The sequence below is a fragment of the Microcoleus sp. S13C4 genome (assembly GCF_036700865.1).
Taxonomy (GTDB): Bacteria; Cyanobacteriota; Cyanobacteriia; order Cyanobacteriales; family Microcoleaceae; genus Microcoleus.
In genome coordinates this window covers 81,453-107,358 of sequence record NZ_JAUBPS010000011.1, presented here as the reverse complement: position 1 = coordinate 107,358, position 25,906 = coordinate 81,453, and the positions used below count along the sequence as shown (strand labels likewise).

Sequence of the window (25,906 nt, the reverse complement as noted above, 5' to 3'; positions counted from 1 at the left end):
AGTTCGGATTCTGGTTGAGAACGCTCTAGCGACTTTGACGTATCTAAAATCAGTTCGGATTCTGGTTGAGAATGTTCGATCGGCTTTGACGTATCTAAAATCGGTTCGGATTCTGGTTGAGGATATTCGATCGGCTCTACCATTTGAACAATGAGCAGATTTTCGACAACCGGTTCTGGTTGAGGATGTTCGATCGACTTTGGCGTATCTAAAATCAGTTCGGATTCTGGTTGAGGATGTTCGATCGACTCTACTTTTTCGACAATGAGCAGATTTTCGACAACCGGTTCTGGTTGAGGATGTTCGATCGACTCTACTTTTTCGACAATGAGCAGATTTTCGACAACCGGTTCTGGTTGAGGATGTTCGATCGACTCTACTGTTTCAACAATAAGCAGATTTTCGACAACCGATTCTGGTTGAGAATGCTCTATCGACTCTTGTCTTTCTACACTTTCCAGAAAATCTACCACTGGCTGCATTCCTGGTTCTAAATCGCTTATTTCCTCTGGTGTTTCTGTAATTGGTTCCGATTCTGGTTGAGAATAGTCGATCGACTCTTGCGTTTCAAAAATCGGTTCTGGTTGAGGATGCTCTAGCAACTCTACTGTGTGTGAAACGTGCGGATTTTCGAGAATCGGTTCTGGTTCACGATCCTCTAGCGACTCTACTGTGTGTGAAACTTCTAAATTTTCGACAATCGGTTCTGGTTGAGGATGCTCTAGCGACTCTACTGTGTGTGAAACTTTTAAATTTTCGACAATCGGTTCTGGTTGAGGATGCTCTAGCGACTCTACTGTGTGTGAAACTTTTAAATTTTCGACAATCGGTTCTGGTTGAGGATGCTCTAGCGACTCTTGCCTTTCGACAACTGGTTCGGATTCTGGTTGAGAATAGTCGATCGACTCTACGGTTTGTGAAACTTCGAGATTTTCGACAACTGGTGCAGGTGGAGAAGGTTCTATCGGGAGTATCTCCCTTTTGTAAAAAACATTTTTTACAAAAGTGAGCATCCTGCTTGCTTGTTTAGATATCTGTAGAGAGTAAGATGCTCGGGTTCTTGTGACACCCAAACTGAGATGCTTCTCTTTTATCGGCTGTACGGTTTCTGCAACTGGTTCTGATCCTGGTTGAGGATGTTCAATCAACTCTACGGTTTCTGCAACTGGTTCTAATTCGGGTGGAGAAAGTTCGATCGGCTGTACGGTTTCTGCAACTGGTTCTGATTCTGGTTGAGGATGTTCAATCAACTCTACGGTTTCTGCAACTGGTTCTAATTCGGGTGGAGAAAGTTCGATCGGCTGTACGGTTTCTGCAACTGGTTCCGATGCCGAATGAGAATCATAAAGCAACTCTTCAGTTTCTGCAACTCGTTCCGATGCGGAATGAGAATCATAGAGAGACTCGGCTTTATTTGAAACTGGCAGATTGTCCGCAAGTGGTTCTGATTCCGATTGATGAGAATCCGCAATTGGTTCTGATTCCGATTGATGAGAATCCGCGATCAAGTCTTGAATTACTGTGGCTTCTTGCAGATTTCGATCGACCTCCGGTTCGCTGTGAACCAGATTTTCTTCGGGTTTCTTTTCAGCCGCTGTCAGCCTTAAAAACACATCTTCCAGAGTAGCGCGAGAGCGGCGCATTTCGCACAGTCCAAATCCAGAGGCGACGATAGCTGTAGCAATTTCTCGTCCGGGTTCTCTTTCCGGTTCGCACAAGGCCCGCAAGCGGCAGCGATTCACTAAAAATTGCTGGCTTGGAATCAATTCGATCGATCGAACTCCTGGCAAATTTTCCAAAGAAGGCAACAGCAGACTGTTTACCAAATCTGCCTCGCCTTCGACTTCGAGTTCGTAGCCCTCTCCCACCGCCAACTCTCCCATCAAATTTTCGGGACTACCCGCAGCGACGATTTTACCGCGATTGATGATGGTAACGCGGTTACAAGTCATGCTGACTTCCGGCAGAATGTGCGTGGAAAGGATAATTGTGTGCTGGCCGCCAAGGCTTTTGATTAAATTGCGGACTTCGATGATTTGTCGGGGGTCGAGACCGACGGTTGGTTCGTCTAAGATAATGACTGGTGGGTCGTGGACGATCGCCTGGGCGATACCGACGCGCTGACGAAATCCTTTAGAAAGCTTGCGGATTAAAACTTTGCGTTTATCAACCAGGCCGCAGCGTTCGATCGCGGAGGTAACTCGTCGCGCGCGATCGCCCGCAGGTACTTGCTTAATCCTGGCCACAAAAAACAGAAACCCTTCCACAGTCATTTCTGGATACAGTGGCGGGTTTTCCGGCAGATAGCCGATGCGCTGTCTGACTGCCATCGAGTTTTCGTGAACATCCATGCCGGCGATGCGGGCTGTACCGCTGGAGGCCGGCAAATATCCCGACAAAATCCGCATCGTTGTGGTTTTGCCCGCGCCGTTTGGCCCCAAAAACCCGAGAATTTCTCCCGATTCGACCGAAAAAGACACGTCCGCGATCGCTGCGGTCGAACCGTAAGTTTTGCTTAAGTGTTCTACTTCAATCATTTGTCAGAAGTCACGCGATTTTAGATTTTAGATTTTAGATTTACTTTGCCAACCACAGGCGGTACGCCTGTTCCACGAAGTTGAGAGTCCCGCCCGATCGGCGGGTTGATCGAATTTATGGCGAAATTTTTAATTTGATTTTGTCTTCCAGTGTAGTCTGGCAAGAACCAAATCTATCATAAGTGTCGATCGTACTTTCAAACTGGCGGCGACTTTTCCGCTTCTGTTGTCTCGCTTCGGCTAAGGTTGAGGCTGCTTTGGGCTGTTTGATAATTTTAGCCGGACGCTAAAAATTCAATCAGGGGTTGACACAATGACAAACATCTAATCTTAAATTTCTCACAATAATTAAACAAGTGCGATTGCCTTCAAAATTTACCTAAATATAAAGAAAATTCTTTAGAGTTTTGAAAGTAGTGATATAATTATTTTTACTCACACACAAAAATCTTATTTGATTATTTCCAAAAGCTATATTAGTCAGTAAGCAAATTGAAAAGTTGAAATTATGGCTTCGACTCAGCCTCCTGGCACAACTATTTCACTCATAGGAACTAAGCTATACTTCAGCAAAAGAACAGTGAGATTAGGAAATGCTGTGTATTTAATTCGCAATATTATCGGTTTTAGAGTTACTGAAGCTAATCGGAGAAAGGGGATAAAAAATAAAAAATTAATACCATTTGAATTTATAATATTTATGTGTGTAGTGGGATTAGTTCTTGTTATTAGAGAGGTCGAACTAGCATGGGGGATAGGAATAATTATACTGATTATACTGGCTCTAATTTTTAATGAGCTGGGACCCAAAACTTATGAAATTATCATAAGAGAGTATGTGCTTGAAGTATCTTTTACTTCTGGAGACAAAGCCAACATTTTTCTCATAAATGAAAGAAATGTCGCCAGCGATGAATTTTTTTTGGATCAAGTGGTTTCAAGATTATATCAAGTTTTAGATAGTAATGACGAAAGAACTTATGTAGTTAACCTCGAAGATAAATCTATCACTATTGACCAAAGTGGCTCCTCAATTGGTGTTGGCTATTCTGAGAACATTACGGTTAGCGAAATAGGGGGTACAATAAATAATAGGCAACAATAGTTAGTAATTACTACGGAGATAGTATGTCAGAACCCAAAATTGATCAAAGTCAAGCGTCAATAGGTATTGGATTCAGCACAAACGTTAATGCTCAGCAAATAGGTGGAACTATTCACAACTATTCACCTGAACAAAAAAGGCAAAATTTAGCTGAGGCAGCAGCAGAAATTAAGAAACTGTTAGAGCAATTAGCGCAAGATTATCCAACGGAAACTCTAACTCAAAAAGCCGCTGTAGCAGAAGAAGCTCTTCAAATAATAGAAAGTAACCCTACTTTTAAACAGCGACTACTTAGTGCAATGGAAGGGATGGCTGTTGAAGCATTCATTCAATTGATCGATCATCCAGTCGCCAATATTATGCGTGAAGGAATAGAACGTTTTAGAGAACCAACTTAATCGCATTATTAAAATAGCGATCGCTCATATATTCCCGACGTATAATAGCGATCGCTGCACATTCGCTCGCCCTCTCAATTCCCCCTTTTCCAAATCTTGATTTCCCCCAACCAACCCGCACTAACAATAGTCTTGCCATCGGCGCTAATAGCCACAGCACTAACATAGCCAGAATGACCGCTCAAATTACCTCTCAATTCCCCTGATCGCACATCCCAAAGTCTCACACTCTTATCCCAACTCCCAGTAACCAGCGTAGTGCCATCCCGACTGAAAGCCACCGACCAAACCCCGTCAGTATGCCCGCTTAAACGCCGAATTAACTGCCCGTTTCCGGCATTCCACAACCCAACAGTGCCGTTGCTGTTTCCCGCCGCTAAACTCTTGCCGTCGGGAGTAAAAGCTAGCGACAAAACCGACAAGTTTTTCCCGCTAATCGTGCGAATTTCTTGACCAGTAGCTAAATTCCAGAACTTAATAGAACCGTCTTTGCTGCCGCTAGCTAAAGTTTTGCTATCAGGACTGATTGCAACTGCATTCACCAACCCAGAATGCCCAGTCAAAGTCCGCAGCAATTCCCCCGTTTTCGCATTCCAAATCTTAATCGTTTTGTCCCAACTACCGCTGGCTACAAATTGACCATCAGGACTAACGGCAACGCTCGAAACTGCATTGGAATGCCCGCTTAAAGTGCGTACAACCGCGCCAGTTTCTAAATTCCAAATTTTCACGGTTTTGTCGTCGCTGCCGCTAGCTAACACCTTGCCATCCGCACTCGCTGCCAGTGCGTTTACGGCTTCCGTGTGACCTTGCAGGGTAGTTTTTAATTGCCCGCTGGGAAAATTCCAAACTGAGATTGTGCCGTTGCTATTTCCTGTAGTAAAATAAGCTGAAGCTAGGGCAAGGGAACTGACAACTTCGGAAGGCCCTTTGAGGGTATTTGTAGCAGCAAAGGCGATCGCACTTGCGGGCGTGCGGGGCGCATTATTCGCGGGAGTTTTAGGGTTTCCCGCAGTAGGAGATTGGGGAACTACTGGCAGCGAAATAGTCGATCGCCATTTCATGAAAGTATTAATTTCTATTCCCGCAGCCACGATTTTATCAGAGTTGTCCTCTAACCTGACAATGCCGTTAATTGCGACAACTCGCCCTGCATCGTCGAGTACCGGCCCGCCGCTCATGCCCGCTCTCACTAAGTTATTGTAGACCAAAGTATAGCCGTTCCAGGGAGTTTGGCGGCCGGTAAGCTGACCTTCCGTGGCGATGAAAATCGGTTGTCTCAGAGAACCGCCGGATATCGGCCAGCCAGCCACATAAGCCTTGTTTCCCTTAGTTGCTGCGGAATTGGCTAATTGAGCCAGGGGGTAGCTTTGAGCGCTGCTGAAGGGTACGACGGCTAAATCCATCCCCGGCACTCGCCGCACGAGGCTATAGTATACAGAGTGAGCTTTGCCGTCAGGAGTTACAACCTCGTAATCGCCTGCTTTATCGACAACGTGCCAGTTTGTGAGGATATAGTATGTGCTGCCCTGTTTTTCTAAAATTACTCCTGAACCGCCTTTTGGCCCCTGGATGCGAACCGTAATTTCTTGGGCAACGGTTTTAACTTTGTCGGCGGTTAATGCTAGGGCAATTTGAGGTGATGTGAGCGGGATGAGGGCGATCGAACTCAGGGCGATCGTAGCACTCAAAATAGCCGGAATTGTTCTGCTGTAATTCATTATTGTGTAAATTTAACATACCCACATATCAACTGACGGATAACTTTTCCGGTTTGTGGCATATTCACGGTTGATAACGCCAAAACGCCTGCGCGATCGAACTTTCGACATTCGCACAAGCCTAAAAATCTTTGACACAGCCCTCTGACTAGCAGAAAAATTTAGAATCGGGAACCGCACCTAGACTCAACAATAGCCACTGGCTGATCTCTATTCTTTTCTCGACAAATCAGAATTTGAGCCAAACGCTGCTCGGAATAATACCCATTAGCCATCCAGCCGATAGGTGCGCCCGCGATCGCGCCAACTGCTAAACCAGTGATCAGGCTCCAAATAAGATGCTTGCGGGCGATCGGGTTTTCTTGCATAAAAATTTATCCTAAACACTTAGCCTTAGCAAAAATACCACAAATAAAATTTACTGTCTTCCTCCTATTTACTTATTTCCTAAGTAGTAACCAACCCTAAGTAAGGTGCGGATTGGGCACCTTACTTAGTATGTAGGATGCCCAATTTTATGCCAAATCAAACAGCAAAAATTCAGCATCTGCCGTAGCTTCAATCACCACCTCAGCCTCCCCGCTAACCGCCGCAGCGTCGCCATTTTTCAAGGTCAAACCGTTGAGCAAAACCGAGCCGCGAGCCACTTGCACCCAAGCGTGGCGATTTGGCTGCAAAGCATGAGAAACCTGCGAGTCTTTATCCAAAACAGCCGCATACAAATCGACATCTTGATGCACTTTCACTGCACCATCTCTAGCATCTCGCGCCGCCACTAAGCGCAGTTTTCCGTGCCTTTCTGCTAGGGGAAACTCCCGCTGCTCGTAACTCGGCTGCAAGCCTTTTGTATCGGGTAACAGCCAGATTTGCAGCAAATGAACCGGGTCTGTTTGCGAGCTATTGAACTCGCTGTGCTGGATACCCGTACCTGCACTCATCCGCTGCACTTCACCGGGTTTAATCACTGCACCGGTACCCAAACTATCCTTGTGTTCTAATGCTCCTTCTAATACATAAGTAATGATTTCCATGTCGCTGTGTCCGTGAGTTCCGAAACCTCTGCCGGGGCTAACGAAATCCTCATTAATTACCCGTAAAGAGCGAAAGTTCATATAATTTGGATCGTAATAGCCGGCAAAAGAAAATGTGTGGTAACTGTCCAGCCAACCGTGATTAGCGTGTCCTCTTGCTTCACTTTTTCTGACGGTAATCATTTTCTGAATCCTCAGTGAAATTTATCGGGTGTTTCTTTGATGTTTTTATTTTAAACCCAGTCAAGCTATTATGGATAGTACGCACTTAAAAGTGCGGTACTTACCAAAAAGATACTATGCAAGTCCAAGAAGTAAAAGTCGATCGAGCAAATTGCCCTGTAGAACGCACTCTAGAGGTGATTGGCGGGCGCTGGAAAGTCTTGATTCTGCGGGAGTTGTTTCAAGGAGTGAAGCGTTTTAACGAGCTGCAACGAGCTGTCAACGGCATTACTCAGAAGATGCTGACGCAGCAACTGCGCGAAATGGAATCAGATGCGATCGTGCATCGGGAAATTTACCTGCAAGTGCCCCCAAAAGTTGAATATTCGCTAACGCCTTTGGGCGAAAGTCTCAAACCGATTATTAACGCCATGCACGAATGGGGAATTCAGCATATTAGCGAAGATGGAAAATGAGCGGTTTCTAGATCTTTTTTTTCCCTCTTCCGACAGATTTCAAATTCTCAACCTAGTTCAACAATAATAATATGAACAACATAGAGCGTCTCGCCACCCTCAACCGCATCCGCAAACTCAGCCGCTTAATGGATACCGCCATTGGCATCCCCGGCACTAAATTTCGCATTGGTTTAGATCCCATTATCGGTTTAGTTCCGGGTGCTGGGGATATCGTAGATACCGCGTTTTCCGCATACCTAATTTACTTAGCAACTCAATTCAACATTCCCCAAAAAACTCTAGGGAAAATGATTTACAATATCGGTTTAGAAGCAGTTGTGGGTTCAGTACCTTTAGTCGGAGATATCTTCGATGCTTTTTATAAATCAAACATGAGAAATCTCGCGCTTTTAGAAGCACATCTCGAAGAAGTTGAACCCGAACTAGCCGCAGTTGCCGAACCTGTTTCTCAATCTATTAAATTGTAGGTACGGGTTTCACAAACAATAATTGTAAATAACCAGCAATCTCTCAAGCCCGCCCCCATCAAACGAAAAATCAGAATGTAGATTTTCCGCATTCGAGCCAAATTTAATGTTGATGTGAGTTATCTGTTGTGGTGGCGGGTTTATCTAGATTGTTGGTATTCGTCAGATATTATTCGTAAAACCCGCCCTTAGGAAATAATTACTGATGTCGTTTAACCGCTTCCACGAAAGCAATAACATCCGCTTCCAAAGTATTAAAAGCCGTTACCAGTCTAATAGTACATTCATCCCACCGATAAAACAGAAAGCCCTCAGCTAAAACCGCTGTAATTATCGATTCGGGAAGTTGAATAAAAATCTCGTTGGCTTCAACTCGATGGCAAAACTTAGCTCCCTCAACTCCCGCCAAACCTTCGGCTAATTTGGCTGCCATATTATTTGCATGAGCCGCATTCTTCAGCCACAAATTATCCGTTATATACGCTTCCAACTGTGCCGACAAAAACCGCATTTTCGAGAAAAGATGCCCGCTGCGCTTGCGGTAAAAAGGGAAAGTCTTTGCTAATTCTTGATTAAAAAATACCACAGCTTCCGCAGCCATCGCGCCGTTTTTTGTCGCTCCAAACGAGAGAATATCTACACCGGCGCGCCAAGTGATATCCGCAGGAGAACAGCCTAGACTCGCGACAGAATTGGCAAAGCGAGCTCCATCCATGTGCAGGTGCAAATTGTGAGCGCGAACCACTTCCGAAATGTGGGAAATTTCTGCTGGATTGTAGACTGTGCCGGCTTCCGTTGCTTGAGTGATGCTGACGGCTGCGGGCTGTACGTGATGGACGACACCTGCACCAGCGCGATCGAGTATTTTTCCTAAAGTCTCTGCCTCTATTTTACCATGATTTCCTGTTACTGTAACTAACTTGGCACCGCCTGTAAAAAACTCCGGCGCGCCGCATTCATCTAGATTAATATGAGATTCCGCGTGACAGTAAACAGCGCCGTAAGGAGGAGTAACAACCGCCAGGGCAAGAGCATTAGCAGCAGAACCGGTTGCTACCGGAAAAACAGTCACCGATGTCTCGAACAAATCCGAAAATTTAACTTGCAAACGCTGTGTATATTCATCATCTCCGTAAGACATCACAGCACCGCAATTAGCCGCTGCAATCGCCGCCATAATCTCCGGCGAAACCCCGGTTGCATTGTCGCTACAAAAATTCATTAGAATAATTGGTAAATAGAATCTATAATATAACTCAACACTCAACCTTCAACACTCAAGCATTACACCAAGAGGCAAAATTATGGCAGAATACCGCCAAATAGAATACCGCATCGGCAAAGACGGCAAAATTACCGAAACCGTCCTAAACGCCACTGGTTCGAGTTGCACCGAAACCACCGCTGAAATTGAAAAAGCCCTCGGCAAAGTAGAATCTCAAGACTTGCTGCCAGAATATTACCAAGGCGAAGAAAATTTGAGCGTTGAACAAACGCAGACTTTAAAACAAGTTTAGAAGAGTTAAAGATGTTTGAGATCCTCGGTGCAACAGTTGATGTAACAACAGTGCCTGCCTTCAGCTTCGCGCTGGCTGTCGGGGGCATTTTTCTAATTTTAGTGTACGTTTATGCTGCATCTGAGGCGGGAGATGCGATCGAGTTTAAGTACGATACAATTCTGCGGGAACGCATGAATCAGCTAGACATTCTCGATTGGCAAGACTTAGGCGAAAAAGCAGGCTTAAGTCGCTACGGGGTACGTTTAGTGCGACAGGGAGACGTGGGAAAACTCACGGTAAACCAACTGAGGCGGCTGGCAACAGTGCTGAATTTGAATTTTCAAGAGTTCGATCGCACTTTGAGCGCGCTGCCCACATCGGCTACAATCACAACTAATCCCACCGAAATTGAAGAATTGAGGCAGCAGTGTTTCCGGCTGCGCTCAGAATTGCAGCAGCAAAAAGCTCAACTAACTGCAGATTTTCGCCGCGCTACCTTTGAACAGTTGCAAACTTTGTTAACCAACTATCCCGCCGCCCGCAAAATGGCAGAAGCCAAGCCGGATATGCCCGCCAAAAATCTCTCAGCTTTGTTTACTCCCTTAGAAAACCTGTTATCAAGCTGGGATTTTCAAACAATCGGTTCTGCGTGGGAACAAACTGCTTACAATCCGCAGTTGCACCAGCCGGATGTTGAGGATATAACCGAAGGAGAATTAGTTTATATTCGGTTTGTCGGCTATCGGGAGGGAGAACGAATTCTTACTCCTGCTAAAGTTAGTCGCACCCTGCCAGCGGGAATGAAAAATTAAATTTTAAATTTTAAATCAACATGACTACAGTTGCCATTGACTTCGGCACCAGCAATACGGTTGTCTGCATTCTTAACCCCGATACGCAAACACCAGAAACTTTGAGATTGGGCGAGATGTCCCGCATTTTTAAAACGAATAATTCGAGCGGAGAGGTGCGAGAAATATCTGTAGTTCCGACTCTAGTATTTGTGAAAAATGCCGGAGAGTTGGTGTTGGGGGAAAAAGTGCGATCGCAGCGTTTGGGACAATCCCAGCCAGACCGTTTTTTCAAAGGTTTTAAACGCAATTTAGCAGCCGATTTTCAGCCGCCGCCTCGCAACATAGACGGCGAAACCTACACACCAGAATCAGTAGCCGAACAGTTTATTAAAAGTATTTGGAAACAATTATATTTACAAAATATACAGGCAGAAAAAGTAATTTTTACAGTCCCCGTTGGAGCATTTGAGCGATATCTAGATTGGTTTCGTGACTTAGCAGAAAGTTTGGGAGTTGCAGAAGTTCAGGTAATAGATGAATCCACAGCCGCCGCCCTGGGATATGCAGTAAAACGCCCCGGTTCTCTAGTTTTAGTAGTTGATTTTGGTGGCGGAACTTTAGATTTAAGTTTAGTTCGCACTGCTGTAACCCCCCCCTTACCCCCCCTTAGTAAGGGGGGGAGAAATCTGGCTCACCCCCTTGACAAGGGCGGGCTGGGGGGGGTGCGTGCCGAAGTGTTGGCAAAATCCGATGCTTATGTCGGCGGCGAAGATATTGACATCTGGATTGTCGAAGATTATTTGCGGCAAATTGGTTCGTCGCGGGCAGAAGTCGGCCCAGTTGGCTGGCAAAACTTATTAGAAATAGCGGAAAAATTAAAAATTCAAGTTTCTCAAGTTAATGAGGCGAAGGAAAGCTGGTTTGACGATGAAAATTTTATGTCTTACGACTTGCAGCTAAACCGAGACAAGCTTGAGGAAATTCTGGAATCTAGACAGTTGTTAGAACAGTTGCGGGAAAGTTTAGATGAAGTGCTGAGTATTGCACTGGGAAAAGGTATCGGAAAAGCAGATATCGAACAGGTTTTGCTGGTAGGAGGAACTTCTTTAATTCCGGCTGTATCTAATTTAGTGGTTTCGTATTTTGGGCGGCAAAAAGTCAAAACGGACAAGCCTTTTGAAGCCGTGGCGCACGGTGCTTTAGCCTTGACAGAATTAGCGAGTGTTGATGATTATTTGCGCCACACTTATGCAATTCGCCTCTGGGAACCTTATGCTAAAGCTTATGCTTACTCGCCGATATTTAGCAAGGAAATGAAGTATCCCTGTGAAAGTTCCGAAGAGTTGACGCTGCAAGTGGCAATTGAAGGGCAAAGGGAAATTCGGTTAGATATTGGGGAAGTTGCGGAGGTATCGCAAGCGGAGGTTATTTTTAACGAAAAAGGGCAAATGACGAGCAGTTGGCTCAACAAACAGACGGATTTTCGCTCTTTGGACAGCCACCACCAGCAGGTTTGTGTGGCGCATTTGAACCCGCCTGGGGTATTGGGAATTGACAGGGTTTCGGTGAGTTTTGAGGTGGATGAGAGGCGGGTCTTGTTGGCGACGGTGCGGGATTTGGTGACTGGTAAGGTGTTGGTGGAAAAAGGGGCGATCGCCAAACTGCAATAATGGTAAAATCTCCAGTATTATCGGTAATTTTTAGTTAATTTAAGGACTTTAAAAATGTCATATAGTGAATTTACTACTATCACCAAAGTGCGTGCAGCATTTAACCTCACTGTTAATGAAAAAACTGTTTTGTTTGCAGATGTAGAATCAATTGCACCTAGCGACTATCTCAAAACAACCCTAGCAGAATATATCCCTCTCGCCAATGCTATCAATACTGAAAAAGCTCGATCCGAGTTAATTATTGCTCCCGTATTATTAGAAGTACGGCGCATTTTAAACTTCCAAATCGGTTTTTTTCCCGGCACGGAATTTAATGCCGATCCCGAAAGTGGACTTAACGGGTACTGCGATTATATCCTCACCGCGTCTAGCGATTTGTACGAAATCCGAACACCAGTTGTCACGTTAGTAGAAGCCAAAAATGAAAACATCAAAAACGGATTAGGACAGTGTATTGCGGAAATGTTGGGAGCCCAGCGATTCAATCAACAGCAAAATGATGACATTGAGGCGATTTACGGAGGCGTTACCACGGGAAATGCTTGGAAGTTTCTCAAATTGGTAAATCAAACAGCTTTTATTGACTTGAACGATTATTATATTAACGAAGTTGACAAAATCCTCGGAATTTTAACAAAACCTTTACGCAAAGACTAAAAACAACGATTGAAATCAAATTTATGCCGCCATGAAAAAGCAACAAAATAAATTCAGCCACCTGACGGCAATCGAAAGAATTTATCTGTCATTTCCGGCAAGATTGTTAGTGGATAAAAACTTGCTGCAAGGGAAAGTCTTAGATTTTGGGTGCGGCTTCGGCAGCGATGTTAGATTGTTACAGCAAAAAGGCTTCGATATTACGGGTTATGACCCTTATTATTTCCCGGAATTCCCCGAAGATAAATTCGACACAATCATTTGCTTTTATGTTTTGAATGTTTTGTTTCCTCAAGAACAAGCTACTGTCCTGATGGAAGTATCGCACCTGTTGAAACCGGGAGGGAATGCGTATTTTGCGGTGAGAAGGGATATCAAAAAAGAAGGCTTTCGAGAACATTATGTCCACAAAAAACCTACATATCAGTGCATTGTCAAACTTCCATTTAAGCCAGTTCACCTAGATGAGTATTGCGAAATTTACAAATACGTGCATTACAACCATCAAAGAAATTCTACTAATAATTGCATATTCTGCAATCCGTATAAAAACCTAATTTTGCTAACTGAATCAGCAACAGCTTATGCGATGTTTGACGGTTATCCCGCCAGCAAAGGTCATGTTTTAATCATCCCCAAGCGTCACGTTGCTAATTATTTTGAACTGCCGTTTCGAGAGCAATCTGCTTGCTGGTTTATGGCTAATAAGGTACAAAAAATGTTAAGTAAAGAATTTAAGCCTGACGGGTTTAATGTGGGAATAAATATTAATAAACAGGCTGGTCAAAGTCGCACTCACGCGGCTATTCATGTGATCCCCCGTTACAATGGCGATGCGGCTGGGAATAAAGGCGGAATTAGGTATGTGATTCCCAAGAGTGACAAATAAAAGTTAGCCAATTGTGAAAGGAATTCTTTTTTACCGCAGAGGCGCAGAGAACACAGAGGAAGAGAGAAGAGAGGAATTCATAATTTTTGTAAGGATTGTTATATTTGAGCAAACGGCGAGCAAAATAGAGTTAAAATGTGTTTGCAAGGTCTAAAACTACACATTAGCAGCAATTTGGTGTTCTGTTTATGTCTAAGCGCAAAAAGCAAGAATGGCTCAAGGAAACCCTAGAGCTCAAAGAAGACCACAATTGGAAGTCAAAGCCTGGAACTCGAATTTTTGTAGCAGGAAGAGGTGCAGTCCGCTTTGATGTCCCGGAAGATTGGCATTTTGAACCGGATACTAAGTCGTTCCGGTTTACGGATAAAAAGCCGCCGGATGATGATTGTTGTTTGGAGGTTTCGTTTAATTTGCTACCACCTGGTAACTGGGCAGATTTTCCGCTGGTGCCGCTATTACAGAAGGTGGTTGAAGATGATACGCGGAATCCGATCGCTCCTGGGGAAATTATCCAATTGAAGCGGCAAACGGCCCGCATTGTTTGGACTGAATTTAAGTTTATCGACCCTCCAGAACAGCGGGAAGCTTATTCGCGAATCTGTATTGGATTGGGTTCTAATGTTCAGTGTTTGATTACTTTTGATTACTGGGTTGACGATGCAGAGCGTTTGACTCCTGTCTGGGATACGGTGATGGATTCGTTAGTTCTGGGTTTGTTTATTAGCGACCCTCGAACGGGGTTCGCACGTCCAGACTAGACCGATTTTCTGGGAAACTTTCAACAACTAATTTTGCTAAGTGTTGGATTGGCAAGCCACCGAGCAGTAAATTTAGAACCTACATTAAAGTTTACAGCCGCTTTGCCATGAAAATATCTGGCTTGCCAATTCCGTTGGCGTCGGGCATCACTCCGACGATCGCAAAACCCATTTTTTGATAAAATTCGTAGGGATGACCGCGCAAATTTCTAATTTTGGCGATGTGTTCCCAAACGTTAGGATAAAGATTGATGCCTGAAAGAGTGGTTTGATTGTCTTCGTCGTCGGTACCCACCCACAGCACGATCCCTCCCCGGTTTTTAGCTTCTGCTGCTAAATCAGCTACGAGCGATCGACCAATTCCTTGTCCGCGAAATTCTGTTCTCACTACCAGCGGGTGCAGTTCCCAAACATTACCGTCATACTGTTTAATCCCGCCAATCCATCCCAAAACTTGATTGCTGTCGCCGACAGCAATTCGACTGATGCGATCGGCTACCAAAGATTCTTGCACTTCTTGCAAAGCAGATTTTAGATCGGGCCAAGCATCGGGCCAATGCTCTTTAAAACCTTCCACTATTAATCTAGCTACCTGTTGAATTTTTGGCTCGTCGCCAGCACGCAAATCTGTAATTTGTACGTTCATGAATTTACATACTAAATCAAGGATTACGGACTAATACGCTCACAAACCGGATTTTAGAACCGGGGTAAACGGCAAAAACGAAGTCAGGACTCACGAGGGCAACATTCGCTACAGCTTGCCCGATCGCTAGCTTTCATATTTCAGTCTAGGCTAATTTTGCCATAAAATCGGATTTTGCGATCGGGTAAGGGCGATCGAACTTCTGCAGCGATAATTTGCGATCGCTAGTTTGCTAGATTTGAGGCGATCGGCTCATGGTGAAAATGCTATAATTATTAACAAGTTGTGCTTAGGGAGACTACGGAAAATGCAGATCGCACCATTTGAAGAAAAAATGTGGAAGAGTTCGCAAACAAAAACTCGCACTCAAATATCCGATAGTGAAATAAACCATAAGTACGAGTTAAGAGAGAATAGAATTATTACTGAAATCAACCGTGAAAAGCTTCCGAGTTTTGTCCAGGCATTAAAAAATCCTGGTTATATGGAAATGCGACCCGTTTACCAAAGAAGGCCGCGTTGGACTACCAAAATGCAATCCAAACTAATCGAATCATTTCTCATCAATATTCCAGTTCCATCAATAATTTTATACGAAAAAGATTACAATTCCTATGAGGTGATGGATGGTCAACAGAGAATTACTGCGATTCAGGATTTTTATGAAAACAAGCTTAAATTAACAGGGCTTGAATTTTGGTCTGAATTAAATGGACGTACCTACAATCAACTTCCTCAAAAAATTAGAGCCGGTATCGACCGTCGTTCTATATCATCGACAGTAATTATTACAGAATCAACCTCCAATCCTGAAGAGGCTCTATTCTTAAAACAAAAAACCTTCGAGCGTCTTAACACTGGAGGCGTAGATTTAAGTCAACAGGAAGTGCGAAACTGTTTGTATTATGGAAAGTTCAATGAACTGTTGCTAAAATTATCGCGTTATCGCATATTTGCAGAAGCTTGGGGAATTCCGACAGAGGATAACAGCGCCGAATTGGAGAAAAATACCCTTTATAAAAAAATGGAAGATGCTGAGTTAGTTCTGCGTTTTTTTGCGCTCAGAAATGTTGATAATTTCCAACGGGGAATGGAAGGCTTTTTAGATTTGTACATGATGAGAAGTTTAAATTTTGATGAGGAAGATATCAATTCCTTGGAATCTATTTTTATCAAAACTATCACAATAGCTCACCTAATTTACGGAGAGCATTTATTCAAACCATTTGACCAGAAAACTCAAACTTGGTCAAACAAGACTTATAAAGCATATTATGATGCAATTATGGTTGGTTTAAGCAGGCACTTGCAATATGAAAAAAGATTAATTGCTCTAAAAAACCGCATTATTGAAGAGACAAAGAACCTCTTTAAAAAACCTGAATCTCGTCTTCTCACAGGAGGTGGAAAAACCAAGGCAGAGATTCAGGATAGAATCAGGATATTTGACGAAATGCTTTTGCAAGTTATCGGAGAGTAACTTGCGATGTTTGACAAGCTTCTCGAGACAGTCTGTCTTAAAATTTCCACTGTCCGTTCGATGATAAAGATTAACGATCGACTTAGAAAAATTGTATTTCAAGACAGTTCAGATATCAAACAGTTGAAAGAAAATCCTGAATTTGCCGCATTAATAGAAGTAATCTCTAGCCAACCAGAATGGCGAATTTACGATCGAGAATGGCGAATTTACGATCGCTCTGCTGTTGTAACCCGATTGTATGCTATTTACGAGCGCTTCGTTGAGGATTTAATTTCGGATTGGCTGCGACTCATGCCAGATTTGGTTCCACGTTATTCAGACTTGGGAAAAAAAATCCAAAATACCCATCGACAGGGTATAGGGCGTTTATTGATTGACATCAAAAAAAATAGGTTTAAACACCTTTCAGTTGAGAAAGTAGTGCAAGGATTATCCTCTGGAATTACTGACACTGGAAAATACGAGCTACTTCCTGATGCTTTCTTATTGCACCAGCAAAATTTACGGAAGGAAGTGCTAGAAACAGTGTTTAAAAATGCTGGAATTGATGAGGCGTGGAAATGGGTAATTAACCACAAAGAAATTAAATATTTTGTAGAGGAAGTTCGCGGCAGTCAAAACACGGCTGAAGGAGAACTCAAACAACTGGTTGACTATCGAAATAAAGCAGCACACGGCTCTACAGATGAGATTTTGGGAACTCAAGAACTGTTGGACTTAGGTGATTTTGTTGAGGCTTTATGTAAATCCCTCGCTGATTTAGTCACCTACAATATAATTTTACGCCAGAGCGATCGAGGGCTGGTAAGGGAGATTGGAAAAATTACTGAGTGGTTCAACAAGCCACAAGCAGGGGTAGCCAAAGTTAAAGAAGTTACATTAACTGTAGAAGAACGTGTTTTTCTAGTTTTAGTTAATAATAAATTGTCGTACGGCTACTCTGCTAAAATAGAGAGCATTAAGCTTAACGATAATTTCCAGGATCGTGTGGAAATAACCTCGGAGGAAGAAGTAGGGTTAAAGTTTGATCGGGATGCCAGAAAAGGATTGACTATTTATGTAACTAAATCAAACCCAGTTGACTGAATCTTTCGTTAACTGCGAACGGCGATCGCCAATTCCCCGCAAAATACTAACACAAGTGCCGTACAATTATCCCACCATCCGGCATCAACCAACCTGCTAACCCCATGCTTTGCGATTACCTGGTACAAATCCTCACCGCCCGCGTCTACGATGTTGCTCAAGAAACAGTCCTAGAATGCGCCCCCAATCTATCAGCACGACTCAACAATAAACTTTTGCTGAAGCGAGAGGATATGCAGTCGGTGTTTTCCTTCAAACTGCGGGGTGCGTACAACAAAATGGCGCAACTGTCGCCGGATTTGCTAGCACAAGGTGTGATTGCAGCTTCCGCCGGCAACCACGCGCAAGGAGTCGCCCTCGCCGCCCGCCACCTGGGAACTCGCGCGATCATAGTCATGCCCGTAACTACGCCGCAGGTGAAGGTAAATGCGGTGATAGCCCGTGGTGGAGAGGTAGTCTTGCATGGGGATGCTTACGATGATGCTTACGCCTTTGCGCGCCAATTAGAGGCCGAAAAAGGTATGACTTTTATTCACCCTTTTGATGACCCCTACGTGATTGCTGGACAGGGTACGATCGGCATGGAAATTCTGCGGCAACATCAAAAACCAATTCACGCGATTTTTGTGGCAATTGGTGGCGGCGGATTGATTTCGGGAATTGCGGCCTATGTCAAGCGGTTGCGGCCGGAAATTAAGATTATTGGCGTCGAACCCATCGATTCCGATGCAATGAATCAATCGCTGAAAGCGGGTAAACGGGTGCGTTTGTCGCAGGTGGGTTTATTTGCCGATGGCGTTGCTGTGCGGGAAGTGGGGGAGGAAACTTTTCGCTTGTGTCAGGAGTATGTGGATGAGATTATTTTGGTGGATACGGATGATGTTTGCGCGGCGATTAAGGATGTTTTTGAAGATACGCGATCGATCTTAGAACCTGCTGGCGCTTTGGCGATCGCAGGTGCGAAAGCTTACGTCGAACGGGAACAAATCGCAGGAGAAACATTAATTGCTGTTGCTTGCGGCGCGAACATGAATTTCGATCGGCTGCGTTTTGTAGCAGAAAGAGCCGAGTTTGGTGAACGTCGCGAAGCCATTTTTGCAGTCACAATTCCCGAACAGCCGGGAAGTCTCCGCAGGTTTTGCGAATGTCTTGGCAAACGCAATTTAACTGAATTTAGCTATCGAATTGCGGATGAGAAAGAGGCACATATTTTTATCGGTGTACAAATTCAAAACCGTGCCGATGCGGTGAATATAGCCGCAAGTTTTGAAGATTGTGGATTCAAAACATTGGATTTAACTGATGATGAATTAACGAAATTGCACGTGCGGCATATGGTGGGCGGGCGTTCGATGCTGGCCGATCATGAATTGTTTTATCGCTTTGAATTTCCCGAACGTCCGGGTGCGTTGATGAAGTTTGTCGGTTCGATGAGCCCTAACTGGAATATCAGCGTTTTTCACTATCGAAATAACGGCGCAGATTACGGGCGAATTGTGGTGGGAATTCAAGTACCGCCCGATGAGATGCAGGAATGGCAGGCTTTTTTGGAGACGCTGGGCTATCAGTATGGGGATGAGAGTCAAAATCCGGCGTATAAGCTATTTTTGAGGTAGTTTGGTTTGTGGTCTAGAAACAAATTAATATTTATGAACAGGATCAAAAAAATCTTGCCGTTTTTTTTGATGATTTTTGCTGTTGCTATTGTGGCAGCAGTTGCACATTTTGCGATCGATCAACTTTCCAGCCCAGTCAGTTATTTTCAACCTGTGGATACCAGAGATGGTGCAGAGTTGTACAAAAAAGAACTACCCAACGGAAATGTGGCTTACTTGCAAGTTATTAACGTCCAAAAAATGCAAATAGACCAGCTAATTGGAGAGGTGGATCGGATGGCTTTTAATAAAGGATTGTATTATCAGGGAGAAAACCAATATTACAGTCCTTTCTTTAAGAGCAAGTTATTCTCTGAAGTTACAGGAGAATACAAAAAACTTTACGGAAATGGTGTTTTTTCCGTGATTAACTGTTCTTTTTTTGAACAATACGAACGCAGCACGCAGCTATCTTTTCCTATCAAATTCAACGGTCAAGTTATTACTGGCGGTAACGGCATCTACGGCCCCGTCAAGAAGCCCAAAGATGGGCAGTATAAAAATGTTCGATTGAAAGCTTTGGTCTGGAATGAGCGAGAAGCATATATCACAAATTACGAACCGCAAACAGGAAAGCCATTGAATCAAAAAGAAGTACAAAATGCAGTTGTTACTTACGAACACAAGCACCATCCAGCTAAACTCATATCTAAAAATCCCGCAAATAGGTATCACGTCATCGGTACGCTGGACAAAGATGGTCGCAAGGGTAATGAATTGCTGGCAATTATCACAGTTAATGAAGCGACATTAGATGCAGCAGCTAAGTTAATGCGAGAATTCGGAGTGAAAGGAGATATAGTGACGATCGACGGCGGACTCTCAACTTATCTATTCAATCCTAAAATCGGCGAGATTATGTTGCCTCAATCAAATAATATTGCCACTCGGGAACTGCCGCACTATTTAGGATTTAGGAAGAGAAAATCTCAGACAGCTTCACCAAAAATATTGGTGGTTCAACCAGCAAGGAAAGTGCAGGTGGAACCAAATAAACCTTATTTGATTTTGTGGAGAGACAATATTCAGGATGAGGTCAAGATTGAGCTGTATAAAGAGAATAAGTTGGTTGAAAGCATAGCCAACCGCACGACTAGCGATGGGGTTTATGAATGGAAACCTAAGATTGCTGTAAAATCAGGGTCTTTGATTCGGATTTCAAGTGTGAAAAATGCCCAGGTGTCTGGGGCTTTGCAGTTGTGATTATTGTTGGTCAAGAAAGCTCATTGCATCGCAAATTCCGCACATCCTCAATACTGAGTCCGGTTGTTTGACTGAGAGTTGCATCATCCAGGCGATCGAGCAATTGCCGCGCGATCGCATCTTAGTTGCGATCGGGCGGCGGTATGATATTCCTCACGTTGAAACGATTTGGTAGTTGCGGGCGATCGCACTTTTGTCTGGTAAGGGCGATCGCCCTACTCGTCAGTAGCCTCAATTCTTCTGCAACCATTTTGTCATTCTTTTTGCTATTTGTGTTTGCTTAAGTGTAAAATTGGCGCTCGACTAACCCACCGTATAAATCATAATGGTATATTATGTGATACACCTTCATAATTTTGTTCTTAAATCAGGCGATCAAACCGAAGGCTGCCTGAGTAGCTAATTTTTCGCATTCGATTTGGACAATCGTGAATTTCCTTTGAATTATGATTTTTATTAGTTGAAGATTCACTCTGTGTTTTTTTCTTGGAAATGCTGATATGACCGATAGAGACAAAACGATATTGATAAGCATCAAGGAAGTTATGTTTGTGCCAAAATGCTTTGCCGATTTCCTTGCAATAGGCAACAAAACATTGTGCGCCTGTCAGTTGCTGAATAATTGTTGAATTCGTGCCTTTCGTTTTTTTTATCTCAAGACAAAGGATAATTTTTTCGGTGCCAGTATTCGTAATAATGACAAAATCAGCGCGCTTACACTCACCTTTCGATCCGGTAAAAATCTTTCTTGGTGCTGGGAAATAAGTATCTACATCGATGACGATCACCTTATCATCCTTTGGCATTCTATCAATCGTTACCGAATAACTATGCTGAGGTTCTGTGAGTGTGACTGAGTATTTGATCCCTTTTCCATCCGGTTGTCCTTTTAATTGCACTGTAGCCTTTTTATTAATCATCTCCTTGAGGATATCAATATCAGACAACATTACTCCTCTCCCCAGATGATCGTTTCCTGAATTCGGTTCATCGTTTCAATGGTTTTATCAAAACTGCGGGCTTCAATACCCAGTTCCGGGTCGATGTCGGCGGCTGTAAGGGTTTGGCATTTAGTCTTTCTTGTTTTGCCATCTAATTGTATCAATACCTCTTCCGCGATATAGACTTTGATTTTTTCAGAAGAGATTAGTTCGGCTTCTAGATAGCCTTCTTCTTTAGCAATGCGCTTGAGATGGGGTTTGTCATGGTTGAGCATGATCAGGGTGTTCAGTTCTTTGATGATGTAATCGCTGTGGGTAGTTATGAAAATCTTAATCCCAAGATTAACAAGTCGGGCCAAAAGTCGCGCCACCCGGCGCTGATTTTCTGGGTGTAGGTTCAGTTCCGGTTCGTCCACCATCAGCAAATCACCAATTCGAGCCTGATGTCTTAGGTAAAAGCCGATATCTAGTAGAGAACGCACGGCGCTGGAACTTTCATCCATAGAAAGCTTGACCTGTTTACGCTTCTTCGGCACATAATAAAGTTCATCGTTCCGCGTAACTGTGTACTCGCCGCCGATAATGTCAGCAAAATCTTCCAACACGTCGGGATGGTTGTCAGAAATGAAACTGCTGTTCTTGGCAATGGTTTCAAGTTTCCGCATAAAATCTACATTTGTCTTTATCGGCAAGGCATAATCTCCATAATCTTTAAGTAGAAGTTTTACTAGATTAATATCATCTTGGCTAGCCTGACCGATTTCTTTAAATAAGCGATTGCGGTCGAAATTCAAGTCTTTGCGAAAAATAGCAGCACCAGTCCGTTCGCTGCTGGCTATGAAAGGACGAGGAAAAAGCTGAGCAAAAATCATATTTTTCAGTGCGTCGGCAATGATGAGCTCAAGGATTTCTCGGGGAATTTTTACTTTCTCTTTCTCAACAAGCAGGGTGACAAATAATTCTGTACTTTTTTGTTTTTTGGTGATCGAGAAAAGTGATGCCTCGCCGGAGCCAATTTTTAGATCGAATTGGGTGGACAAATCAATATTTGTGGTGTCCAAGCTCACCTGAAATTTGGTTTCTTTGAATCGTTCAGACGGTGCTGCAAAAATCTTTGGTAATTCCTTGGTATATGCGTGACAACCTTCAGCAAGAATCTTCTCAGTCTGTTCGACATATTCTGGTATATCAAGACGAACTACGCCGTCAGCAAGAAGCAGGTCGATTTTGTCAGCATTGATTTTGATTGGAAACCTATCTTGCCAAGTAGACAAAAAGCCAAACAAGGCATAAGTTGCGTAAGTTTTGCCAGTATTGTTACCACCGCAAATGATTGTCAGATCGCCAAGGGTGAATTCGGCTTGCTTTAAAGCACCAAGATTTTTAATTTTAATTTTCATTGTCGTATTCCTTGAGCGATCGCCCACCATTATCACTTTTTAACCATGCCAAGAGCCGAAAACTCGTAGCGATTCGGACGATCGCGCTTTAGCATCAACCTTTCAATAATATCGCCCCCAACTAGATCGATCGCAACCAACGCTTACCCTGCAAACTCATAGGCAATATTCGTGATGCGGCCGCGCCAGTAGGGCAATAGCGAGCCATCAGGCAGTTGCCACGCCACCTCACCGGAGAGCGGAATCCGCATACCGTCTCGCAATTCGTAGTCCCAGAAACGGCCTTGCCAGGGCGCAAACACCAGTCCCCCGTTAACTGTACGGGCGCGGGCCTCGGCGCGGATACTGGCGATTAGCCCTGCTTCATCAAAGCAGAAATCCAGGGAAACAGCGGTGTCGCCATCCTGTAGCGTTGCTCTGGCCGAAGAATTGTCGATCGCCTCCCAGCGAACACCCTGACTCGGCAGCAGTCTCGTCGGATACCAAGCCGCCTCCGCGAAAAAGCGCATCAATTCCCCTTGTGCAGCTTCTGGAGTGCCGCGGATATCCGCCAGAGTCACCAGGCCCAGCAGCGCCGCATGGAGGATGCCTTCGCCAGAAATGTAGGCATCATGAACAAACGCATTGATACCGGGCATCATGGCAATTCGCCCGTCCCAGTCAAAGCCAGGGCGCTGAGTAATTACGAGTTGAGTTGAGTTAAAACCACTCCATTTTTCTGCGGTTTCGCTCATGTTAAACGTGCCTTCGTGGGAAACCCGCGCTGTTGCAATTAGCGGTTGTCCATCCTTCAGCACCGCGCAAAAGTAGCGCTGCACTGGCTGGGGTAAATCGGCGATTTCCCGCGCATCAAATGTCAGAGGTTTAATCGGCAAGCGTGCAGCTTCCAGATTTGCTCGCAGTTCCTGGGTACCGAGATGCCAGCGGTATGCTCCAAGGGCGATCGCGCCAACAATGCCAACTACAAGCGCCAGGACAATTAGTACGATCGGCGATCGCCACATGGTGATTCCTCTTGATACCTAAAAACGAGTTAATCAAGCGCCAGTCTTAAACCCATCTACCGACTACAACTCTCACGGTTCCATCTGCCAAAGTTTCCTCTTCTTCAACATGAAAACCCTCTGACTCCACCGCCGCCATCAAACTTTTGCGCGCGTATTTCTGACTAATTAAATTGACAAATTCCTGCTGATTAATTCGAGCGCCCCAAAAATCCGCCACCAATTCGTAATCCTCTCCGCTGCGACGAAAACCCAAATCGTAACCATTGGATTGCCGAATCACGTACTCGGCATTAGTTTTGTCACCCTGATAACCTCGTACCTGCACATTGGACTCTACTTGATAACCCAACTCTTCCAACACTTGATGCAGCAGTTCGCCGTTCTTGATCTGAACCTTGATAGTTGTGAAGTGTGACATATCACTTTCGGATTTTTGTGTGAAACGCTGATTTGATTATAATACTATAAACTGCAACAGTCAATAAGTTATAAGTTGCGATCTTAAACTTGGTTTGAGCGTCAGCGAAAGCAGCCCAGTTACAATCCCCCGGCTTCATCTGTGCAGAAATTAAAAACATAGTATCCGATAACAATTCCCCCGATTCATCCGTGAGTTCGCTTTATTCAATCCTCCAATTCTTCAAATCTAAAATCTAAAATCTAAAATCGTATGATAGCCGACAATTCTAACCAACCCAGAGAATATGATGCCGTCCTCGGCGGCCAAAGTCAAATCCCGATCGCCGGCGCTGTTTTGGGAGGCATCGCCGGAGTCAAGCAGCGCTTCAACAGTCCTAGTATCGAGGCTCGGATTGCCGCTGTTAAAGACGCTCCTAAATACGGAGGCGCTGGTTTAAATTTAGCAATTGAGGCGCTGCTTGACCCCGCAGCAGAAGTGCAGCGAATTGCTTATTTAATTTTGCGACCGAGGACAGAACCTCTAGTGCGCCAAGCTTTAAAAGACTTCGTGCCTTATAAGCTTTTTGACTGCATCCGCAGTGTCAAAACTGGGACAAATGTTGCGATTAGTCCCGGAGGATCTCGCACGGCTAGTTTGCACGGGAAAATAATTAGAATTTGCGATGTAGATACAGGAGAAATACTCTATACTGTTGACAAGTATCCTCGCGCTCAAGAAACGTTTATCCTTTGCCAAGAAATCGAAGTTTTTGTGAGAAGCAGAAATACTCCGAAACACCGTGCGATCGAAATTTGGCAAGGAGGAGAATTGCGGCATACTTCCCTCGGACATGAAGCGGAAATTAGCGCAATTTTCATTAGTCCTGATAGTCAAGTTATCGCCACAGGTTCGGCAGATACTACTATCAAAAGTTGGAATTTAGAGACGGGAAAGTTAATCTGTACTTTTGGCAATCTTTTAACTTGGGGAGCTCATAAAGCAGGAATTGTTAGTCTTGCTTTTAGCCCGATCGCACACACTCTCGCTAGCAGCAGTTCGGACGGTACAATTAAGCTGTGGAACCTCCGCAGCAGAGAATGCTCCCAAACAATTAAAGGTTACGCGAATTGTCTGGCTTTCAGTCCAGACGGGCAGACGTTAGCTACTGGCGGGTGGGACAGAAACATTCAACTGCGGCAGCTATCGAATCCAGATAGTTCAATCACATTGGCCGGGCATTTTAACTCGATAAATGCGATCGCCTTTAGTCCCGACGGACGCACGGTTGTCAGCGCTAGTGCTGATGGTAATATTAAATTTTGGAAGGCCAGTACCGGCGAACATATCCACACTCTTAGCGGACATCAAAACTCTGTTACTTGTCTTACTTTTAGCTGCGATGGTGAAACTATTATCAGTGGTAGCTTAGACAAAACTGTCAAAATTTGGGGAGTTAATTGAAGAAAGAAGGAAGTTCGGCAACGGATTCTGTAACGGATGTAGCGGATGGAAGAAATAGGGAATAGGGCAGAAGGCAGAAGGCAGAAGGCAGAAGGCAGAAGGCAGAAAGAAGAGGGAATCGACCTCATGATTTTCACAAATTAAGTACCTCCTAACTATTCAGGCGCTGCCTATATTTCAATTTTCCCGATTTCCGATTCCTCGGTGCGTGAATCTACGCAAACAAATATAATAAACTTACAATCCCAGTTCTAGTGCAAGCCGAGGAATGCGGAAATTATTTTTGCACTACTACAAATAGTTACCGTAAAAATACCGAATTCTAGGTCTTATTCAGCTTATTATAAATTTGTAAACTGTCGCCCAAAAGCCTTAGCGAGCTGCTATTTCTGAATCCTTTAAAGTAGCTTTAATATATCGCATCTTGGTCGGATGAGTATTCCTGCTAATTGTA

The 25,906-nt window shown here is 44.1% G+C and carries 25 protein-coding genes and 2 pseudogenes; 15 read left to right on the top strand and 12 right to left on the bottom strand.

The genetic code is table 11. The features are described 5' to 3' along the window. Positions 1-1,583: 1,583 nt before the first annotated feature. A pseudogene (locus QT996_RS07375) lies at positions 1,584-2,537 on the bottom strand (ABC transporter ATP-binding protein); the annotation flags it as partial. Positions 2,538-3,045: 508 nt separating this feature from the next. Between QT996_RS07375 and QT996_RS07370 the strand changes: the two are divergent. Then, entirely contained in the window at positions 3,046-3,642 is a 597-nt protein-coding gene (locus tag QT996_RS07370) for a hypothetical protein (RefSeq protein WP_333045544.1), read from the top strand. 23 nt (positions 3,643-3,665) lie between these two features. Continuing rightward, a complete protein-coding gene (locus tag QT996_RS07365) occupies positions 3,666-4,040 on the top strand; it encodes a hypothetical protein (RefSeq protein ID WP_333045543.1) in 375 nt (124 codons plus the stop codon). Positions 4,041-4,114: 74 nt separating this feature from the next. On the opposite strand, the gene QT996_RS07360 is transcribed toward QT996_RS07365, so the two are convergent. The 3 genes from QT996_RS07360 to QT996_RS07350 all read right to left on the bottom strand — a co-directional run bounded on the left by QT996_RS07360 (position 4,115) and on the right by QT996_RS07350 (position 6,975). Beyond that, on the bottom strand, positions 4,115-5,761 hold the full coding sequence (locus tag QT996_RS07360; RefSeq protein ID WP_333045542.1) for a WD40 domain-containing protein: 1,647 nt from the start codon (positions 5,759-5,761) through the stop codon (positions 4,115-4,117). A gap of 161 nt (positions 5,762-5,922) precedes the next feature. After that, positions 5,923-6,129: a hypothetical protein gene (locus tag QT996_RS07355; RefSeq protein ID WP_333045541.1), complete on the bottom strand. Its 207-nt coding sequence runs from the start codon at positions 6,127-6,129 to the stop codon at positions 5,923-5,925. Positions 6,130-6,276: 147 nt separating this feature from the next. Further along, positions 6,277-6,975 (bottom strand): pirin family protein, encoded by a 699-nt coding sequence (locus QT996_RS07350; protein ID WP_333045540.1) that lies wholly within the window; start codon positions 6,973-6,975, stop codon positions 6,277-6,279. A gap of 116 nt (positions 6,976-7,091) precedes the next feature. On the opposite strand from QT996_RS07350, the gene QT996_RS07345 reads away from it, so the two are divergent. Both QT996_RS07345 and QT996_RS07340 read left to right on the top strand, forming a co-directional pair. Beyond that, positions 7,092-7,430 (top strand): winged helix-turn-helix transcriptional regulator, encoded by a 339-nt coding sequence (locus QT996_RS07345; RefSeq protein ID WP_006633569.1) that lies wholly within the window; start codon positions 7,092-7,094, stop codon positions 7,428-7,430. A gap of 71 nt (positions 7,431-7,501) precedes the next feature. Next, positions 7,502-7,900 carry a DUF4112 domain-containing protein gene (locus tag QT996_RS07340; protein WP_333045539.1) on the top strand — a complete coding sequence of 133 codons (399 nt, stop codon included), beginning with the start codon at positions 7,502-7,504 and terminating at the stop codon, positions 7,898-7,900. Positions 7,901-8,099: 199 nt separating this feature from the next. Here the strand turns inward: QT996_RS07340 and QT996_RS07335 are convergent, their stop codons facing one another. Further along, positions 8,100-9,122, bottom strand: coding sequence for a beta-eliminating lyase-related protein (locus QT996_RS07335; RefSeq protein ID WP_333045537.1), 1,023 nt, complete (start codon positions 9,120-9,122; stop codon positions 8,100-8,102). An 82-nt stretch (positions 9,123-9,204) separates the two neighbouring features. On the opposite strand from QT996_RS07335, the gene QT996_RS07330 reads away from it, so the two are divergent. From QT996_RS07330 to QT996_RS07305, 6 genes are all read left to right on the top strand, one after another. Further along, a complete protein-coding gene (locus QT996_RS07330; RefSeq protein WP_333045536.1) occupies positions 9,205-9,417 on the top strand; it encodes a DUF2997 domain-containing protein in 213 nt (70 codons plus the stop codon). An 11-nt stretch (positions 9,418-9,428) separates the two neighbouring features. Further along, positions 9,429-10,211, top strand: a complete 783-nt coding sequence (locus tag QT996_RS07325) for an XRE family transcriptional regulator (protein ID WP_333045535.1) — start codon at positions 9,429-9,431, stop codon at positions 10,209-10,211. A gap of 20 nt (positions 10,212-10,231) precedes the next feature. Then, the gene (locus tag QT996_RS07320) at positions 10,232-11,863 is read left to right on the top strand and encodes an Hsp70 family protein (protein WP_333045534.1); all 1,632 of its coding nucleotides are present in this window, start codon (positions 10,232-10,234) and stop codon (positions 11,861-11,863) included. Positions 11,864-11,917: 54 nt separating this feature from the next. After that, a complete protein-coding gene (locus QT996_RS07315) occupies positions 11,918-12,523 on the top strand; it encodes a hypothetical protein (protein ID WP_333045533.1) in 606 nt (201 codons plus the stop codon). Positions 12,524-12,554: 31 nt separating this feature from the next. Continuing rightward, positions 12,555-13,412 (top strand): bifunctional class I SAM-dependent methyltransferase/HIT family protein, encoded by an 858-nt coding sequence (locus QT996_RS07310; protein ID WP_333045532.1) that lies wholly within the window; start codon positions 12,555-12,557, stop codon positions 13,410-13,412. Between the two features lie 188 nt (positions 13,413-13,600). Then, complete coding sequence (locus QT996_RS07305) at positions 13,601-14,170, top strand: hypothetical protein (protein WP_333045531.1); 570 nt, start codon at positions 13,601-13,603, stop codon at positions 14,168-14,170. 91 nt (positions 14,171-14,261) lie between these two features. On the opposite strand, the gene QT996_RS07300 is transcribed toward QT996_RS07305, so the two are convergent. Beyond that, the gene (locus tag QT996_RS07300) at positions 14,262-14,816 is read right to left on the bottom strand and encodes a GNAT family N-acetyltransferase (RefSeq protein WP_333045530.1); all 555 of its coding nucleotides are present in this window, start codon (positions 14,814-14,816) and stop codon (positions 14,262-14,264) included. 307 nt (positions 14,817-15,123) lie between these two features. On the opposite strand from QT996_RS07300, the gene QT996_RS07295 reads away from it, so the two are divergent. From QT996_RS07295 to QT996_RS07280, 4 genes are all read left to right on the top strand, one after another. Next, the gene (locus tag QT996_RS07295) at positions 15,124-16,296 is read left to right on the top strand and encodes a DUF262 domain-containing protein (RefSeq protein WP_333045528.1); all 1,173 of its coding nucleotides are present in this window, start codon (positions 15,124-15,126) and stop codon (positions 16,294-16,296) included. 6 nt (positions 16,297-16,302) lie between these two features. Continuing rightward, the gene (locus tag QT996_RS07290; protein WP_445304546.1) at positions 16,303-17,385 is read left to right on the top strand and encodes an MAE_28990/MAE_18760 family HEPN-like nuclease; all 1,083 of its coding nucleotides are present in this window, start codon (positions 16,303-16,305) and stop codon (positions 17,383-17,385) included. Between the two features lie 83 nt (positions 17,386-17,468). After that, positions 17,469-19,001, top strand: a complete 1,533-nt coding sequence (gene ilvA, locus QT996_RS07285) for a threonine ammonia-lyase, biosynthetic (protein WP_333045546.1) — start codon at positions 17,469-17,471, stop codon at positions 18,999-19,001. A gap of 33 nt (positions 19,002-19,034) precedes the next feature. Continuing rightward, complete coding sequence (locus tag QT996_RS07280) at positions 19,035-20,243, top strand: hypothetical protein (RefSeq protein WP_333045526.1); 1,209 nt, start codon at positions 19,035-19,037, stop codon at positions 20,241-20,243. A gap of 10 nt (positions 20,244-20,253) precedes the next feature. Here the strand turns inward: QT996_RS07280 and QT996_RS28600 are convergent. The 6 genes and pseudogenes from QT996_RS28600 to QT996_RS07255 all read right to left on the bottom strand — a co-directional run. Next, positions 20,254-20,361, bottom strand: a pseudogene (locus tag QT996_RS28600) (Rpn family recombination-promoting nuclease/putative transposase); the annotation flags it as partial. 3 nt (positions 20,362-20,364) lie between these two features. After that, positions 20,365-20,493, bottom strand: a complete 129-nt coding sequence (locus QT996_RS07275; RefSeq protein ID WP_333045524.1) for a hypothetical protein — start codon at positions 20,491-20,493, stop codon at positions 20,365-20,367. 112 nt (positions 20,494-20,605) lie between these two features. Continuing rightward, positions 20,606-21,193, bottom strand: a complete 588-nt coding sequence (locus tag QT996_RS07270) for a hypothetical protein (protein ID WP_333045523.1) — start codon at positions 21,191-21,193, stop codon at positions 20,606-20,608. Continuing rightward, entirely contained in the window at positions 21,193-22,584 is a 1,392-nt protein-coding gene (locus QT996_RS07265) for an AAA family ATPase (protein ID WP_333045522.1), read from the bottom strand. The genes QT996_RS07270 and QT996_RS07265 overlap by 1 nt, the downstream gene beginning before the upstream one ends. Before the next feature lie 143 nt (positions 22,585-22,727). Further along, a complete protein-coding gene (locus tag QT996_RS07260) occupies positions 22,728-23,588 on the bottom strand; it encodes a DUF6920 family protein (protein ID WP_333045521.1) in 861 nt (286 codons plus the stop codon). A 46-nt stretch (positions 23,589-23,634) separates the two neighbouring features. Continuing rightward, the gene (locus QT996_RS07255; protein WP_333045520.1) at positions 23,635-24,009 is read right to left on the bottom strand and encodes a DUF1257 domain-containing protein; all 375 of its coding nucleotides are present in this window, start codon (positions 24,007-24,009) and stop codon (positions 23,635-23,637) included. A gap of 252 nt (positions 24,010-24,261) precedes the next feature. Here QT996_RS07255 and QT996_RS07250 point away from each other — a divergent pair, with 252 nt between their 5' ends. Further along, positions 24,262-25,452 (top strand): WD40 repeat domain-containing protein, encoded by a 1,191-nt coding sequence (locus tag QT996_RS07250; protein WP_333045519.1) that lies wholly within the window; start codon positions 24,262-24,264, stop codon positions 25,450-25,452. Positions 25,453-25,906 lie beyond the last annotated feature (454 nt).

Excerpts from the sequence above, each read along its gene's own strand:
- QT996_RS07265 (WP_333045522.1), bottom strand. The coding sequence starts at position 22,584 with ATGAAAATTAAAATTAAAAATCTTGGTGCTTTAAAGCAAGCCGAATTC.
- QT996_RS07255 (WP_333045520.1), bottom strand. The coding sequence starts at position 24,009 with ATGTCACACTTCACAACTATCAAGGTTCAGATCAAGAACGGCGAACTG.
- QT996_RS07330 (WP_333045536.1), top strand. The coding sequence starts at position 9,205 with ATGGCAGAATACCGCCAAATAGAATACCGCATCGGCAAAGACGGCAAA.
- QT996_RS07310 (WP_333045532.1), top strand. The coding sequence starts at position 12,555 with ATGAAAAAGCAACAAAATAAATTCAGCCACCTGACGGCAATCGAAAGA.
- QT996_RS07250 (WP_333045519.1), top strand. The coding sequence starts at position 24,262 with ATGATAGCCGACAATTCTAACCAACCCAGAGAATATGATGCCGTCCTC.
- QT996_RS07290 (WP_445304546.1), top strand. The coding sequence starts at position 16,303 with ATGTTTGACAAGCTTCTCGAGACAGTCTGTCTTAAAATTTCCACTGTC.
- QT996_RS07320 (WP_333045534.1), top strand. The coding sequence starts at position 10,232 with ATGACTACAGTTGCCATTGACTTCGGCACCAGCAATACGGTTGTCTGC.
- QT996_RS07275 (WP_333045524.1), bottom strand. The coding sequence starts at position 20,493 with ATGGTTGCAGAAGAATTGAGGCTACTGACGAGTAGGGCGATCGCCCTT.
- QT996_RS07280 (WP_333045526.1), top strand. The coding sequence starts at position 19,035 with ATGAACAGGATCAAAAAAATCTTGCCGTTTTTTTTGATGATTTTTGCT.
- QT996_RS07370 (WP_333045544.1), top strand. The coding sequence starts at position 3,046 with ATGGCTTCGACTCAGCCTCCTGGCACAACTATTTCACTCATAGGAACT.
- QT996_RS07340 (WP_333045539.1), top strand. The coding sequence starts at position 7,502 with ATGAACAACATAGAGCGTCTCGCCACCCTCAACCGCATCCGCAAACTC.
- QT996_RS07365 (WP_333045543.1), top strand. The coding sequence starts at position 3,666 with ATGTCAGAACCCAAAATTGATCAAAGTCAAGCGTCAATAGGTATTGGA.
- QT996_RS07355 (WP_333045541.1), bottom strand. The coding sequence starts at position 6,129 with ATGCAAGAAAACCCGATCGCCCGCAAGCATCTTATTTGGAGCCTGATC.
- QT996_RS07345 (WP_006633569.1), top strand. The coding sequence starts at position 7,092 with ATGCAAGTCCAAGAAGTAAAAGTCGATCGAGCAAATTGCCCTGTAGAA.
- QT996_RS07270 (WP_333045523.1), bottom strand. The coding sequence starts at position 21,193 with ATGTTGTCTGATATTGATATCCTCAAGGAGATGATTAATAAAAAGGCT.
- QT996_RS07315 (WP_333045533.1), top strand. The coding sequence starts at position 11,918 with ATGTCATATAGTGAATTTACTACTATCACCAAAGTGCGTGCAGCATTT.
- QT996_RS07350 (WP_333045540.1), bottom strand. The coding sequence starts at position 6,975 with ATGATTACCGTCAGAAAAAGTGAAGCAAGAGGACACGCTAATCACGGT.
- QT996_RS07260 (WP_333045521.1), bottom strand. The coding sequence starts at position 23,588 with ATGTGGCGATCGCCGATCGTACTAATTGTCCTGGCGCTTGTAGTTGGC.
- QT996_RS07305 (WP_333045531.1), top strand. The coding sequence starts at position 13,601 with ATGTCTAAGCGCAAAAAGCAAGAATGGCTCAAGGAAACCCTAGAGCTC.
- QT996_RS07295 (WP_333045528.1), top strand. The coding sequence starts at position 15,124 with ATGCAGATCGCACCATTTGAAGAAAAAATGTGGAAGAGTTCGCAAACA.
- QT996_RS07335 (WP_333045537.1), bottom strand. The coding sequence starts at position 9,122 with ATGAATTTTTGTAGCGACAATGCAACCGGGGTTTCGCCGGAGATTATG.
- QT996_RS07325 (WP_333045535.1), top strand. The coding sequence starts at position 9,429 with ATGTTTGAGATCCTCGGTGCAACAGTTGATGTAACAACAGTGCCTGCC.
- QT996_RS07300 (WP_333045530.1), bottom strand. The coding sequence starts at position 14,816 with ATGAACGTACAAATTACAGATTTGCGTGCTGGCGACGAGCCAAAAATT.
- QT996_RS07360 (WP_333045542.1), bottom strand. The coding sequence starts at position 5,761 with ATGAATTACAGCAGAACAATTCCGGCTATTTTGAGTGCTACGATCGCC.